12 protein-coding genes are annotated in these 15365 nt (G+C 66.3%); 3 read left to right on the top strand and 9 right to left on the bottom strand.

Features of this window, described 5'->3' with window-relative positions; genetic code table 11:
- Window positions 1-27: 27 nt before the first annotated feature.
- Window positions 28-903 (bottom strand): sap1 transcriptional regulator SapR, encoded by an 876-nt coding sequence (gene sapR / locus ACN22W_RS23600; RefSeq protein ID WP_419689606.1) that lies wholly within the window; start codon window positions 901-903, stop codon window positions 28-30.
- Window positions 904-1424: 521 nt separating this feature from the next.
- On the opposite strand from sapR, the gene ACN22W_RS23595 reads away from it, so the two are divergent.
- Window positions 1425-2681 carry an oxalate decarboxylase family bicupin gene (locus tag ACN22W_RS23595; RefSeq protein WP_129515141.1) on the top strand — a complete coding sequence of 419 codons (1257 nt, stop codon included), beginning with the start codon at window positions 1425-1427 and terminating at the stop codon, window positions 2679-2681.
- A gap of 90 nt (window positions 2682-2771) precedes the next feature.
- On the top strand, window positions 2772-4079 hold the full coding sequence (locus tag ACN22W_RS23590; RefSeq protein ID WP_419689605.1) for an Nramp family divalent metal transporter: 1308 nt from the start codon (window positions 2772-2774) through the stop codon (window positions 4077-4079).
- A gap of 60 nt (window positions 4080-4139) precedes the next feature.
- Here ACN22W_RS23590 and ACN22W_RS23585 read toward each other — a convergent pair whose 3' ends face one another.
- The 7 genes from ACN22W_RS23585 to ACN22W_RS23555 form a co-directional block, all read right to left on the bottom strand.
- Window positions 4140-5393: a hypothetical protein gene (locus ACN22W_RS23585; protein WP_419689604.1), complete on the bottom strand. Its 1254-nt coding sequence runs from the start codon at window positions 5391-5393 to the stop codon at window positions 4140-4142.
- A 27-nt stretch (window positions 5394-5420) separates the two neighbouring features.
- Window positions 5421-5963: a class I SAM-dependent methyltransferase gene (locus tag ACN22W_RS23580; protein WP_129515138.1), complete on the bottom strand. Its 543-nt coding sequence runs from the start codon at window positions 5961-5963 to the stop codon at window positions 5421-5423.
- A 170-nt stretch (window positions 5964-6133) separates the two neighbouring features.
- Window positions 6134-7723, bottom strand: a complete 1590-nt coding sequence (locus ACN22W_RS23575; RefSeq protein WP_412024342.1) for an ABC transporter substrate-binding protein — start codon at window positions 7721-7723, stop codon at window positions 6134-6136.
- A 126-nt stretch (window positions 7724-7849) separates the two neighbouring features.
- Window positions 7850-8185: a sugar ABC transporter ATPase gene (locus tag ACN22W_RS23570; RefSeq protein ID WP_419689603.1), complete on the bottom strand. Its 336-nt coding sequence runs from the start codon at window positions 8183-8185 to the stop codon at window positions 7850-7852.
- A gap of 246 nt (window positions 8186-8431) precedes the next feature.
- Complete coding sequence (locus ACN22W_RS23565; protein ID WP_343493293.1) at window positions 8432-8761, bottom strand: hypothetical protein; 330 nt, start codon at window positions 8759-8761, stop codon at window positions 8432-8434.
- A 142-nt stretch (window positions 8762-8903) separates the two neighbouring features.
- Window positions 8904-9824 (bottom strand): bestrophin family protein, encoded by a 921-nt coding sequence (locus tag ACN22W_RS23560; protein ID WP_419689602.1) that lies wholly within the window; start codon window positions 9822-9824, stop codon window positions 8904-8906.
- Between the two features lie 12 nt (window positions 9825-9836).
- Window positions 9837-12161 (bottom strand): FdhF/YdeP family oxidoreductase, encoded by a 2325-nt coding sequence (locus ACN22W_RS23555; protein ID WP_412024345.1) that lies wholly within the window; start codon window positions 12159-12161, stop codon window positions 9837-9839.
- A 155-nt stretch (window positions 12162-12316) separates the two neighbouring features.
- Here ACN22W_RS23555 and ACN22W_RS23550 point away from each other — a divergent pair, with 155 nt between their 5' ends.
- Complete coding sequence (locus ACN22W_RS23550; RefSeq protein ID WP_419689601.1) at window positions 12317-13738, top strand: PLP-dependent aminotransferase family protein; 1422 nt, start codon at window positions 12317-12319, stop codon at window positions 13736-13738.
- Between the two features lie 31 nt (window positions 13739-13769).
- On the opposite strand, the gene ACN22W_RS23545 is transcribed toward ACN22W_RS23550, so the two are convergent.
- On the bottom strand, window positions 13770-15011 hold the full coding sequence (locus ACN22W_RS23545) for a mechanosensitive ion channel family protein (RefSeq protein ID WP_419689600.1): 1242 nt from the start codon (window positions 15009-15011) through the stop codon (window positions 13770-13772).
- Between the last annotated feature and the right edge of the window lie 354 nt (window positions 15012-15365).

Raw genomic sequence — 15365 nt, 5'->3', positions numbered from 1 at the left:
CGGCGGTTCGGGTTCATTCAGGCTCGCTCAGGATTCGAATTGGTCGAACGTGTGCTGCAGTTCGCGGTTGCGCGCGACGCGCCGGTCGATCGCGGGGCCGAGGCGGTCGACGACGGCCGTGATCAGCAGGTTGAACAGGCAGGTGAGCGGCGCGAGCGAATCCCAGAACTGGCCGACGTCGGTCTTCACCTGCAGCAGGTCGGCCGGCCATTCGCGCGCCCACGGGCACGACAGATCGGTGACCAGCGCGAACGGCTGCCCGCGCTCGGCGGCCGCCTGGCAATAGCGGCGCGCGCTGCGCGAATATGCGCGCGTGTCAGTGACGATGCAGTACGGCCGCTCGAATTCGGAGTTCAGCGAATCGACATACGAACCCGACTGGCCGTCGGAATAGAACACGCGCGGGCGCAGGTATTCGAGATAGCTGCTGAACGCGGTGCTGATCCCGCGCGTCGACTGGATGCCGAGGATGAACACGGCGTCGGCATGTGCGATGCGGTCGGCGACCTGCGCGAACACGGGGCCTTCGGCGAGCCGGTACACGTGGCGGATCGCATCGAGTTCGCGTTCGAGCGACGACGCGAGCGCGCCGTCGCTGCCGTTGCCGTCGGCCGGTAGCGTGCCGGCGACGCGGCGGTATTCGTCGAGGCGGTCGGTGATCATCCACGGGCGATCGCCGCCGCCGCGCAGCTCGCGTTTCAGGTCGTCGAGATTGCGATAACCGACGCTGCGCAGGAAGCGCCCGACCGAGATGCCGCTGGTGCCGGTCTGCTGTGCGATCTGGTCGGCCGTCTCGAGCCCGAGCCGGTCGAGGTTCGCGAGCATGTAGCTCGCAATGCGCTTCGCGGTCGGCGTCAGCTCGGCAAAGCGGGATTCGACGGTACGGGCGAACGCGCAAGTCATCGGCTGTTAGATCGTTGTCGTCTGATGATTGAATGTCATCCATCTAACAAAGCCAAAATCATTCGCGCCAGCGGATAAAAACTATGGTGTGACGATAGGTGATAGGGTCGAAAACGCGTTAGAGGGTGGGGTGGCGGCACGTCAGGGTGCACTTTTATGTCTGTCAGGCATATTTTGCGTTTATGCCTGACAGGAATAATTTGCGTTTATGCCTGTCGTTGGCGCCTCGATTTCCTCCTGCCGCCATTCCCGGCATCCCGACCTGATACAGCCGCATTTCGGCATTCACCACACCCGATCGATTCACTGAAATCCATCGCCACCTGTCACCCGCCGCGCCGCAATAATTACAAAATTAAAGCAGATCAGTTTAAATCATTAATTCAGGTTAATAATTCATTTAAGTTTTTAGATTATTTGTATTTAACTTTCGTCACGGGATGTTCGATTTTCGATAATCCGAAAAGCGGCAATTGTTCCGTAATGGAAATTCGCTCAATCGCAAGAATGAAGAGGAAATCATGACGAATCTTTCTCGACGCAAGATGCTGGCGGGTACGGCGGGCGCCATTGCCGCCGCGGGCATTGCCGTATCGGCCAAGGCAGCCTCGTTCGGCAATCCGGACAGCCCGCCGGAAGGTGCGGTGAATGCGCGCAACCGCCAGAGCCTGACCGACCCGGGACCGAAAAACCCGGCAATCGCGAATCAGTTTCCGTCGTTTCAGGATCCGCCGGCCACCGATATCAACGGAATGCCGTTATTCTGGGCATCGTTCAATAATGCCCATAAGCGAATTCAGAATGGCGGATGGGCGCGCGAAGTCACGCAGGACGATTTTGCGATTTCAGAAACCATTTCCGGCGTGAATATGCGCCTGACGCGCGGCGGCATTCGCGAGATGCACTGGCACCAGCAGGCCGAGTGGGCCATCATGCTCGACGGCCGCTGCCGGATCACGGTGCTCGACGAACTGGGGCGGCCGTCGGTGCAGGACGTGAAAACCGGCGATCTCTGGTATTTCCCGCCCGGCCTGCCGCATTCGCTGCAGGGCCTCGGCACCGACGGCGCCGAATTCCTGCTCGCGTTCGATAACGGCCGTGCCTCGGAATTCAACACGCTGCTGCTGACCGACTGGGTCGCGCATACGCCGCCCGACGTGCTCGCGCTCAACTTCGGTGTGCCGGCCGATGCATTCAAGAACGTTCCGCTCGACAACCTGTGGATCTTCCAGGGCGACGAACCCGGCCCGCTCGCGGAAGCGCAGCGTGCGTCGGCATCGTCGGCCGGTGCGCCGCCGCATCCGTTCATTTTCTCGCTCGGCGACATGAAGCCGGTCAGGAAGACCCGCGGCGGCGAAGTGCGGATCGCGGACAGCACCAACTTCAACGTGTCGACGACCGTCGCGGCGGCGCTCGTCACCGTGCATCCGGGCGGCATGCGCGAGCTGCACTGGCACCCGAACGCGGACGAATGGCAGTACTACCTGCAGGGCGAGGCGCGGATGACCGTGTTCGACACGGGGCCCAAGGCGCAGACGGCCGACTTCCGCGCGGGCGACGTCGGCTACGTGAAGAAGAGCCTCGGGCACTACGTGCAAAACACCGGCAAGACCGACCTGGTGTTCCTCGAAATCTTCAAGACCGACCGTTACGCGGAAGTGTCGTTGTCCGACTGGCTCGCGCACACGCCGCCGAAGCTCGTCGAAGCGCACCTGAACGTCGCGCCGGACGTGATCGCGCAGTTTCCGCGCAATCGTCCCGACGTCGTGCCGCTGTAAGGCCGCCGCCACTACCGAGGCCGGCAAGCGGCAGGCCGGCCGCGGCGCCGGCTTCCGGGCAAGCCTTCCTTATCCGAACGGAACCAAACCATGATTCCCGTCACGAGCAAATCCGCCGGCGGCTTCGCGCTGCCCGGCCTGCCCCCCGAGTGCACCGACGGCGCGGCGCGCGCCGCGCTGGAAGGGCGCCGCACCGGTCTCGCCGCACTGCTGCCGTTCGTCGGCCCGGCCGTGATCGCGTCGATCGGCTATATGGATCCCGGCAACTTCGCGACCAACATCCAGGCCGGCGCCGCATACGGCTACCGGCTGCTGTGGGTCGTGCTGGCCGCGAACGCGATCGCGATGCTGTTCCAGGCGATGTCGGCGAAGCTCGGCATCGTGACCGGCCGCAATCTCGCGGAGCTGTGCCGCGACCATTTCCCCGCGCCGGTCGTGTGGAGCATGTGGGTCGCATCCGAGATCGCCGCGATGGCGACCGATCTCGCCGAATTTCTCGGCGGCGCGCTCGCGTTCGGCCTGTTGTGCCACCTTTCGTTGTTCGCGGGGATGATCGCGACGGCGCTCGCGACCTGCGCGATCCTCGCGCTCGAAAAACGTGGCTTCCGGCCGCTGGAAGCCGCGATCGCGGCGTTGGTCGGCGTGATCGGCGCGTGTTATCTCGGCGAGCTGCTGATCGCACCGCAGGACTGGCACGCGGCTGCGTTCCATCTGGTCGTCCCGCAGATTCCGGATCACGCGGCGCTGACGATCGCGGTCGGGATCATCGGCGCGACGATCATGCCGCACACGCTGTATCTGCATTCGGGCCTGACGCAGGATCGCACCGCGCCGCGCGACGACACGGAGCGGCGGCGGCTCGTGCGTTTCTCGAACCGCGAGGTGGTCGTCGCGCTCGGGCTGGCCGGGTTCGTGAATCTCGCGATGGTGATGATGGCGTCGTCGGCGTTCCACCGCAGCGCGCCGGGCATGACCGACATCGGCGACGCGTATCACACGCTGATCCCGGTGCTCGGGCCGGCGGCCGGCGCGCTGTTTCTCGTCGCGCTGCTGACGTCGGGCGTGTCCAGTTCGGTGGTCGGCACGATGGCCGGGCAGGTCGTGATGCAGGGTTTCATCCGCCGCCGCATGTCGGTATGGGCGCGGCGCGCGGTGACGATCGCGCCCGCGTTCGCGGTGGTGGCGCTCGGCTGCGACGTCACGCATGCGATGGTGGCGAGCCAGGTCGTGCTGAGTTTCGTGCTGCCGATGCCGATGATCGCGCTGCTGATGCTGTCGGCGCGCGCGGACGTGATGGGCGCTTACGCGATGCGGATGCCGCTGCGGATCGTCGCCGGCGCGGCGACGATCGTGATCGTCGGGTTGAATGCGTACCTGGTGTGGGTGGCGTTCAATTGACCTGCGGCGAACGGCGGCGGCGTGCGGTGGCCCGTTGCGCCGCGGCGAACGGGCCGGTGCCTACTGCTGCATGTCCGGCGCTTCGCGCAGCCGCCAGATCGCATTGCACTGCTGGCCGCCGAGGCTCGTCGAACGCAGCGTGATGACGGCGCCTGCCACGACCTGATACCAGAAATGCGCCATCAGTTCGGTGCCCTTGCGCTGAGCTTGCCCGTCGACCAGCACTTCGGTCCGCAGCGGCGACGGGGAGCCGGACGGGTGCGTGGCGTACACGTTGAGCCGCGCGATGTCGCGTGTCGCGGTGAACACGACCTCATGGTTTCCGCTGCCGACGAGCATCGTGCCGCCCGGTTCGTCGATCGCCTGCAGATAGGCGCCCGCGCTTCCCTCGATCGCCGCGGACACAACGGTCAGCCCGGCCGATCGCACGTAGTCCGTCGCCGCGATGCGCGCGGCGATCGCATCGGACGGCGACGGCGTGCTGTCCGACAGCGCGAACGGCGCGCCGTCGCGCAGCGCCGCGTCGACGTGGTTCGCGTAGTAGCGCCACCGGTCGAAGAAGCGGATATCGCCGGTCATGTGCAGCGCGCGGATCGGCTCGCCGCGATGGCGGAGCGTCGTGCTGCCGTCGCGTTCGTCGAACGATTCGTGAATGCCGTTCTTGCTGACGAAGTTCTGGACCGGATCGAGCAGCGCCGTTTCGCCTTGCGCACTCCACAGATGCAGGAACGTCGTGTCGATCCCGAAGCACTCCTGGAAGTCGGTGCCGACGCGGGCGATGCAGTCGCGCAGGTGATCCGCATAACGCGCCCAGGCGTCGGCCGTTCCCGCGACGAGCCCGGCCTGCAACGCGCTGCCGTGGCGCGCCTTGACCTCGTCGACGACGAGCCGCCAATGATGGTCGCGCCGCTCGCCGATCAGCGGCGTCACGACGAACGTGCAGAACAGCGGGTCGGGGCACACGTGGATCCGGTCGTCGCCGATCTGCGAGAACAGGTCGAACGAGGGGGCGCAGAACCAGATGTCGGCGTCGTACAGCGCGAGCTTGCGGATCTGCGGGTTGCGCGCGCAATAGTCGGCGGCCTCGATGAAGCGCCCGACCGGCAGCGCATACGCGCTCGACGCTTCGATCACATCGACGGACTGGCTCGCCAGGATGTGCCGCTTGCGTTCCGACAGCCCGTAGCCGATCACCGCGATGCGCCCGTCGTAGCCGGTGTGCCGCAGCGACAGCAGGAACGGCACGAGCATTTCGTACCATGCGCGGTTGTTGTCGTTGATCGCCACGCAGACCGCGTGTTCGCTCGGATGCATGTTCTCTCCCCGTTGCGCGCGCCCGGCTCAATAGCCGACGTGGCGCTCGCAGACGACCGCGCCGCAACCGCGGCTGTCGTGATACGTAATACGAAACTGCTTGTTGTCCCACAGCCACTGGAACACGGCCTGGTAAACGCCGGCCGTGGTCATGTCGTGCAGCACGATCTTCTTGCGTGCCAGCGGGCCGAACCGGTTCAGTTCGGCGAGCGTCTGCTCGTACGTGTGCGTGGTGTCGATGAACAGCAGGTCGGATGCCAGCGGCTCCATCGCGAGATCGTCGGCGATCCTGAATTCGAAGTCGATCGACAGGTCTTTCGCCGCCTGCTCCAGTTCGGGCCGGATGTGGAAGTACTCGTCGGAGATGTCGACCGATACGAGGCGCTTCGGTTGCGCGAGCATGAAGGCCGTCGTGGTCAGCCCGGTAAACACGCCGAGCTCGAGGATGCTGTCGCATCCGACGGCCGTCTCCGTATAGAAGTCGAAGCGGGAAGGGCTGTCGCCGAGCCAGCCGATCGGTTCGATCTTGTACTGCAGGAATTCCATCCGCAGTTGTTGTAGCGTGCGCATCCTGTTTTCCTTGGCGAAGCGAATTCGAGGGGTGCAGCGGTCGCCGGCGCGGCCGGCCTCCCGTGGCGTCGGTTATTGTAGATCGCCGCCGCCGCACGGCCTAGCGCAGGCGCGGTGGCCCGCGGCGATTACCCGCGCGGCGGCATTGCCGGCCGCGCGGGAGGCCGCCATTATTTCGCGAGCGTCCGGTATGACACGAGGTCGTTGATCGGCCCGATTTCCGGCCCGGTCGTACCGGGGCGCGTCGCGACCTGCACGACCTTCTCGAACATGATGATGAACGGCGAGTTCGCGAGCACGGCCTTCTGCAGCGCCTCGTAGCGCTGCGCGCGCTTCGCGGGCGACGGCTCGACGAGCGCGGCCTCGGTGTCCTTCGTCAGTTGCGGAATGTCCCAGCTGTTGCGCCACGCGAGCATCTTGGTCGGCGACTGGTCCGAATTGTCCGGATTCCATGCGAAGCCGCGCGCGTTGCTGTTCGGGTCCATGTAGTCGGGCGACCATTCGCCGACGAAGATGTCGTGCTGGCGTGCGCGGTACTTGCCGATCGCCTGTTTCGCATCGCCGGGGATCAGCTTCACGCGGATGCCGCCCTGCGCGAAGTTCGCCTGCAGCGCCTGTGCGATCTCGATGTACGGATAGTCGTTCGGCATGTCCATCGTCACGTCGAAGCCGTTCGGCAACCCGGCCTTCGCGAGCAGCGCCTTCGCCTTCGCGACGTCCTGCTTGTACGGCCGCGCGTTCAGCGTGCCGAGGAAGCCTTCGGGCAGGAAGGTTTCATGCACCTTGTAGGTCGTGCTGACGATGTTGCGCTGGATGCCGTCGTAGTCGACGAGCCATTTCATCGCCTGCTGCACTTCGGGCTTCGCGAGGTTCGGGTTCTTCGTGTTCAGGCTCAGGTACAGCAGCGCGGACACCGGCCACGACGCGACCTTGATCTTGCCGGCCTTCGTCAGCGCGGCGAGGCTGTCGGGGCTCAGGTTGCGCGCGGCGTCGACGTCGCCGTTCTCCAGCAGCAGCCGTTGCGCGGACGCTTCGGGCACGTGGCGCAGCACGATGCGCTTCATCGGGTACGGCGTGCGGTATTTATCGAAACGCTGCAGCACGATGCTCTCGTTCGGCGTCCACTTGGCGAGCTGGTACGGGCCCGAGCCCGCGTCGTTGGTTCGGAGCCAGCCGCTGCCGAAATCGTTGCCCTGCTGGTGCGACAGCAGCAGTTTCTTGTCGAAGACCGACGCCGGGCAGGCGCTCAGCACGTTGAGCACGAAGCTCGGCGCGTACTTGCGGTCGGTTTCGAGCACGACGGTCTGCGGGTCGACCACGCGCACCTTCTGCATCACGTTCGTCTTCGTGAGGCCGAGATCGGCGAGCACGCCGGCCGGCCCCTTGTCGAGCAGGATGGTGCGCTGCAGCGACCACGCGACGTCGTCGGCGGTCACCGGATTGCCGGAGTGGAACGTGAGGCCGGGGCGCAGCTTGAACGTGTAGGTCAGGCCGTCGGCGCTGACCGTCCACGATTGCGCGATCTGTCCGTCGAAGCGCGTCGGGTCCTTCAGGTCGACGCGCACCAGGCGTTCGTAGGTGTTCGCGACGTACTCGGACGGCACCAGTTCGTAGATCCCGCTCGGGTCGAGGGTCGTGAATTCGCCGAGCTGCGTGGCGACGACGAAGATGCCGGGCGGCGTGGCTGCCTGCGCCGGCAACGCCGGAACAAGCGCGACGAGCGCGGCGCTGACGAACAGCCGGGACAGCAGGTGCTTCATGCGGGCTCCATCGAAAGGGAATCGTGGGTGCGATTCTCTCATCGACGGCCACCCGGATGAAAATATTCGGCGTGCGCGCGGTGGCGCGCAGGAGCGGGCCGGGCGGGCGCCCGGCGCCGGAAGGCGTCAGATCACGCAGCGCGCGATCGCGAAACGCATCGCTTCTTCGGGCGGCTCGCTGCCCGAGCCGCGCACGACCTTGACGACCGAACCGTTGCCCGACGGCGTAAGCGTGACGAAGTACGAATTCGAGCCGACGGAGATGTCGGTCACGCCGTTGTGCTGCGACTGCTCGGACCCTGACAGACGGCTGTCGAGGCAGTTGGCGATCGCGTAAGCCGGACGTTGCGACGACACGTAGATCATCGGTGTCACGCCGGATGACGAGGCCGAGTCGGACGAGGGCGCGGAGCCGCAGGCGGCGAGCAGGGCGGCGGGAAGGAGCAGCAGGAATCGTTTCATGGTCGGTCGTCGAGTGTCTCGTATCGAGGCTGGGGCGCGGGGGAGGCGAAACGCGAAGCTTCGCGACGAAACCGCCCGGAATCGGGCCGTTTTGACGGTCGACACGGCGGGCAGTTGACGACGGAGTATACCCGCGGCATTTGACACGAATGTCACGCTGAAACGAATCGATACAACAAGCACCCGCTGCCGGACCACGGCAGCGGGCGTTTCAGGTGAGGGCGCTTGGGCGCTTGTTGTGGTCGCTTACTGGCCGATCTTGTTGCTGACCGAATTCTCTTGCTGGTTCAGCACGCGCTGTTCGCTCTTGGTGATGTGGCTGTGATCCTGCGCAGCCATGTCCCGCTCTTCCTGGCGGATCTTGTGGTCGTCACGGTGCAGGCGCGCGGCCTGTGCGTGCGACATCTCGCCCTCCTTCACTTCGTGATGGATGCGGCGATTCTGGTTCGCGAGGCGCTGGTTGACCTCTTCGCGGCGCGGATGCGCCTGCTGCCACTGCGTGTCGGCGAACGCGGTGCCGGTCAGCACCGACATCAGGGTGGCGGCAATCGCGAGGTGGCGGGTAAAGGCTCGCATGGTGTTTTCTCCTGTCGTTGTGCGTCCGGATCGTGGGCGCTTGAGAAAAAAACGCGGAGCGGGCCCCGGCTGTTGACGTTTCCGCCTGTATCGATTGCAAGTCTTTATTACGTCTGCTGTTTGCGACGCGGGCGGCGCCGGGTCAGCTGAGCCGGTAGGACGGCCCGGGCGTCACTTCCGCAGGCAGCGGCTCGCGGTTCAGTTCGAGCAGCGAGCGCTCGATTTGCCGCGTGATCGCGTCGAGCGCGAGATGGTTCGGCCCGTCGCCGAACGGCTCGGCGATTGCATGCGCGATCGCGTCGAGCGCGATCAGCGTATACGCGACGAACACGGTGACGAACGGCGTCGCCGCGCCGATCGAGTCGACGAGGCCGAACGGCAGCAGCACGCAGTACGCATAGATGGTCCGGTGCAGCAGCACGTCGTACGAGAACGGGATCGGCGTCGACGCGATGCGCTCGCAGCCGCTCACCATCGCGACGAGTTCGTCGAGGCGCGCGTCGAGCATCCACAGGCGCGTGTCGGCGAGGCGGCCCGCATCGGCGCGCGCGGCGAACGCTTCCCGCAGCCCGTGGACGATCGCGACCGGGCGGAACCGGGACGCGGCGATGCGCGCGTAGGCATCGTCGTCGAGCAGCCCGCGCAGGTCGCCGGCCGGATCGGTGCCGCGCAGTTGATGCTTCAGCGCATAGACGAATGCGACGACTGTTCGCACGAACGCGCGCCGCGCGGCGTCGTCGCGGTCGATCGCGCCGTAGCAGAGCGCCTGCGACACGAGCGTGCGCGTGGCGGTCAGCACGCCGCCCCAGAGTTGCCGCGCCTCGCGGTAGCGGTCGTAGCTCGCGTTGTTGCGAAACCCCGCGAAGATGGCCAGCGTGAGCCCGATCAGCGTGAACGGCGTCGGGTTCAGCGGCACCTTCTCGCCGAGCACGCGGCCGCCGCCCCACACCGCGACGAGGCTGATCGCGAGCGTCAGCACGAGCTGCGGCAGGATGGTCGGCAGTACCGAGCCGTTCCAGACCAGCAGCATCCGCAGCCAGTGCTCGCGCGGACGAACGATCATCGTGGTGCTCCGTCAGGCGGCCATCGACGCCGGCGCGGCCGCGCGATGCAGCAGCACGGGCACCGACTTCGACGTCGGCGTGTTGCACACGTCGCCGACGCTGTCGAGCGGCACGAGCGGGTTGGTTTCCGGGTAGTACGCACCGATGCAGCCGCGCGGGATGTCGTACTCGACCAGCAGGAAGCCGTCCGCACGCCGCTCGATGCCGTCGTGCCACACGGTTTCCATATCGACCCAGTCGCCGGCCTGCAGGCCGAGCATCGCGAGATCGTCGCGGTTGGCGAACACCACGCGGCGCTGGCCGAACACGCCACGATAGCGGTCGTCGAGCCCGTAGACGGTCGTGTTGTACTGGTCGTGCGAGCGCGTCGTCATCAGCGTCATCAGGCGTTCGCCGTGCAGCGCGCGGGCGCGCTGGATCGGCGTGTCGGTCGGCAGCGCGTGCGCGATGAAGTTTGCCTTGGCCGTCGGCGTGAGCCATTCGCGGTCGCGCGATGCGACGCGCAGGTGGAAGCCGCCCGGCCGCGCGATGCGCGTGTTGTAGTCGTAGAAGCCGTCGAGCGTCGCCTCGATCGCGTCGCGGATCTTCGCGTAGTCGTCCTTGTACGCGAGCCAGTCGATCTTGCCGCTGCCGAACAGCGCGTGGCCCATGTGCGCGACGATCGCGGGCTCCGACATCAGGTTCGGCGACGCCGGCTTGTTCATCCCGTACGACACGTGGACCATGCTCATCGAATCCTCGACCGTCACGCCTTGCGCGACGTTGTCCTGCAGGTCGATCTCGGTGCGGCCGAGCGTCGGCAGGATCAGCGCGTCGCGGCCGTGGATCAGGTGGCTGCGGTTCAGTTTCGTCGTGATGTGCACCGAGAGATCGCAGCGGCGCATGCCTTCCCACGTGCGCGGCGTATCGGGCGTCGCCATCGCGAAGTTGCCGCCGAGGCCGATCAGCACCTTCACGTGGCCTTCGAGCATCCCCTCGATCGTCTCGACGACGTCGTAGCCGTGGTGGCGCGGCGGTTCGAAATCGAACACGTGGCCGAGCCGGTCGAGGAACGCCTGGGTCGGTTTTTCCTCGATGCCGACCGTGCGGTTGCCCTGCACGTTCGAGTGCCCGCGCACCGGGCACAGGCCCGCGCCGGGTCGGCCGATGTTGCCGCGCATCAGCATCAGGTTCGACAGCATCTGCACGGTGGCGACCGAATGCTTGTGCTGCGTGATGCCCATGCCCCACGTCGCGATCACGCGTTCGCTGCGCGCATAGAGCTGCGCGAGGCCGTCGATCTGCTCGTACGGCACGCCGCTTTCGGCCGTCAGCGCGGACCAGCTTTCGTTGCGCAGGTCGTCGGCGAATGCGTCGAAGCCGGCCGTGTGCTCGCCGATGAACGCGGTGTCGAGCACGCGCGGCGCACCGGCGGCGCGCGCGGCGTCGTCGAGTTCGAGCACGCGCTTCGCCATCCCCTTGATCAGCGCGAAATCGCCGCCGATGGTCGGCTGGATGAACGTCGATGCGATCCTGGTGCCCGACATCGTCAGCATCTCGAGCGGGCTTTGCGGATCGGCGAAACGTTCGAGGCCGCGCTCCTTCAGCGGGTTGATCGATACGATCGTCGCGCCGCGCTTCGCGCATTCGCGCAGCTCGCCCATCATCCGCGGATGGTTGGTCGCCGGGTTCTGGCCGAAGATCAGCAGCGTGTCCGCGTGCTCGAAATCGTCGAGCGTGACGGTGCCCTTGCCGACGCCGACCGAGGCCGGCAGCCCGCGGCTGGTCGCCTCGTGGCACATGTTCGAGCAGTCGGGGAAGTTGTTCGTGCCGTACAGCCGCACGAGCAGTTGATACAGGAACGCCGCTTCGTTGCTCGCGCGGCCGGACGTGTAGAACGCGGCCTGGTTCGGGTCGGGCAGTGCACGCAGGTGGCGTGCGATCAGCTCGAACGCGTCGTCCCACGCGATCGGCACGTAGCGGTCGGTCTGCGCGTCGTACACCATCGGGTCGGTGAGCCGGCCGTGCTGTTCGAGTTCGAAGTCCGACTGTTCGAGCAATTCGGTGACCGTGTGCGCGGCGAAGAATTCGGGTGTCACGCGCTTGCTGGTCGCTTCGGCGGCCACGGCCTTCACGCCGTTTTCGCAGAATTCGAACGTCGACGCGTGCTGGCGGTCGGGCCACGCACAGCCGGGGCAGTCGAAGCCGTCCGGCTGGTTCTGGCGCAGCAGCGTGCGGTAGTTGCCGCCCGCGACCTTTTCCTTGATCAGGTTGATCGTGACGGCTTTCAGCGCGCCCCAGCCGGCTGCCGGGTGGGTGTACGGTTCGATGCGCGCGGTGGCGGATTTCTTTTTCATGATGCAGCGGGTGTCGGGGTCGATGGCTGCAGAGTACGCGGGGCGCCCGCCGGGCTGTGTGTACACCTGTTCACTTCAAAAAAGAGTACAGTTGCGGCCATTCAGACAGTGCGGATCGCAACTGTGTTGTTGAATGGCAATTGAAAGGAAGGCGCGTGAAGCGTTACGAACAACTGGCCGACGATCTCCAGGCGCAGATCGAGCGTGGCGTGTACCGGCCCGGCGAGCGGATTCCGTCGGTGCGGCAGGCGAGCCGGCAACAGCAGCTGAGCGTCACGACCGTGCTGCGTGCGTACCTCGTGCTGGAAAGCCGCGGCCTGATCGAAAGCCGGCCGCAGTCGGGTTATTTCGTGCGGGCACGCGCGTCGGCGCCGGCCGAAGCGGAACTGCACACGTCGGCGCCGGCCGCCGAACCGTCGGCCGTGGACGTGAGCCGGCTCGTGCTGTCGACGCTGCGCTCGATCGCGCGCGACGACGCGGTGCCGCTCGGCTCGCCGTATCCCGATGCATCGCAGTTCCCGGTGCAGCGCCTCGCGCGCTATGCGCAGACGATCGGGCGCCGCCGCACGCGCTGGGGCGTGATCGACGATCTGCCGCCCGGTAACCAGGAACTGATCCGCCAGATCGCGCGGCGTTATGCGGAGCGCGGGATCGCGGTCGAGCCGGGCGAGATCGTGATGACGATCGGCGCGACCGAGGCGATCAACCTGTGCCTGCAGGCCGTCGCGAAGCCGGGCGACACGATCGCCGTCGAGTCGCCGACGTTCTACGCGATGCTGCACGCGATCGAGCGGATGGGCATGCGCGCGCTGGAAGTCGCAACGCACCCGGGCGACGGCATCGATCTCGACGCGCTCGAACGGATCCTCGAGCGCGAGCGCATCGCCGCGTGCATGGTGATGCCGAATTTCCAGAATCCGCTCGGTTTCCAGATGCCCGACGCGCGCAAGCGCGCACTCGTCGAGCTGCTGGCGAAGCACGGCGTGCCGGCGATCGAGAGCGACGTGTATCACGAGCTGCACTTCGGCGACACGACGCCGAGCGCGCTGAAGTCGTTCGACCGCGACGGGCTCGTGCTGCATTGCGCGTCGTTCACGAAAAGCCTGTCGCCGCGCTACCGGATCGGCTGGGCGATGCCGGGCCGCTACCGCGACCAGGTCGAGAAGCTGAAATTCCTGAACACGCTCGCGACGCCCGCGATCGAGCAACTCGCGATCGCCGAGTACCTGAAATACGACGGCTACGATTTCCACCTGCGGCGCATGCGCAAGCAGTACGCGCAGCAGGCGAGCCTGATGAGCGCGATGGTGCGGCGCTTCTTCCCGGAAGGCACGCGGCTGTCGCAGCCGCAGGGCGGGTATGTGCTGTGGGTCGAGCTGCCGCCTCAGGTCGATGCGATGAAGCTGTATACGCTCGCGCTCGCGCAGCGGATCACGGTCGGGCCCGGGCACATGTTCTCGGCGGGCACCGATTACCGGCATTTCATCCGGCTCAACTACAGCTACCCGTGGTCGCGGCAGATCGAGGACGCGCTGAAGGTGCTGGGGCGGCTCGCGTCGGAGTGCGCGGCGCGCTGAGCGCCGTGCCGGGCGGCCGCCGTCGCTTGCATCAACCGGCGCGCGGCGCCTGCAGCGCGGTTTGCGCGGCGCCGGCCATCTGCCGCATGTCGAAGCCCGACGGATGCTGGTACACGCGCAGGCCGAACTCCGGCAGCACCGCGATCAGGTGGTCGAACAGGTCGGCCTGGATGGTTTCGTAGTCGACCCACGACGTCGTATCGGTGAAGCAGTACAGTTCGAGCGGAATGCCTTCGGCCGTGAGCGGCAGCTGGCGTGCCATGCAGGTCATGTCGCGGCGAATGCGCGGATGGCCCTTCAGGTAGTTCGCGACATACGCGCGGAACGTGCCGAGATTCGTCAACTGGCGGCGGTTCGCCGGGCAGTCGCCGGCCGCGCCGAGCGAGCCGTTCCATTGTTCGATCGCGTCGACCTTGTCCTCGAGATAGTCCTTCAGCAGCGTCAGGCGTTCGAGCCGTTCGATCTCGTCGTCGGCGAGAAAGCGCACGCTCGTCGCGTCGACGAACAGCGCGCGCTTGATGCGGCGGCCGCCCGCTTCGGTCATCCCGCGCCAGTTCTGGTAGCTCTCGGTGATCAGTTTCCAGGTCGGCACCGTGATGATCGTGTGATCGAAGTTCGCGACCTTGACCGTGTTCAGCGTGATGTCGATCACCGTGCCGTCCGCGCCGGCCGACGGCATCGTGATCCAGTCGCCGATCCGCAGCATGTCGTTCGACGACAATTGCACGCCCGCGACGAGGCCGAGCAGCGTGTCCTTGAAGATCAGCATCAGCACCGCGGACATCGCGCCGATGCCGGACAGCAGCAGGCCGATCTGCTTGCCGGTCGCATCGCCGATCACGACGAGCGCGGCCGTGATGAACATCACGAGCTTGACGAGCTGCATCGCGCCTTTCAGCGACAGGCGCGGCTGATCGCGCTGGTGCGTGCGGTGCGTGTGTTCGAGCGCGGACAGCGTTGCGCTGATGGTCATCGTCACGAGGAACACGATCAGCGCGAACAGCACCTTGTCGGTGGCCTGCGCGGCGCGGTCCGGAATGCCGGGCACCGCGCCGAGCCCGAGCTTGATCACAACGAACGGGACGATGCGGTTCAGCCACTTGAACGCGCCGAACTCGAACAGTGCGTCGTCGACACTCGTGGCGGACAGCCGTGCGAGCCGTGCCACCACGCGAAACAGCAGGAAATGGACGGCCGCGGTGATCGCGCCGGCAGCGGCGAGCAGGACGAGGATGCCGACGAGCGGCGCAAACGAAGCTTCATTCAGAGTCATGGGGCAAACGGGGCGGACAGGGCCTGCTGGTGCGTTGAATCGGCGCCGCGATGCGGCGCGTGCCCGGCGAAGGGCACATGAAAGGGACCGTGATTGTGCCATCGGGTTCCGGGCGCGTGCCGTGAATGTGCGTCGCGCGGCTCCCGAATATCCTCACCATTGTGCAGGTCTCCTCTGTAATCCGGTGAAGGCGAATGGCGAACTCGCATCACCGCAAGCCGATGCGTACGCCTGTCGCCGGATGCATTTCGTTTAGTCCCGCGATCGGCTCGAAGCCGCTACGGCGGGCCTTCGCGGGCGAAGGCGCCCGGCCTGCGATTCATGCCATCATGCCGGCATCGCATGCGTTGCCGG

The sequence above is a fragment of the Burkholderia theae genome (assembly GCF_048565265.1).
GTDB lineage: Bacteria > Pseudomonadota > Gammaproteobacteria > Burkholderiales > Burkholderiaceae > Burkholderia > Burkholderia theae.
This window is presented reverse-complemented; position numbering and strand designations above follow the sequence as displayed.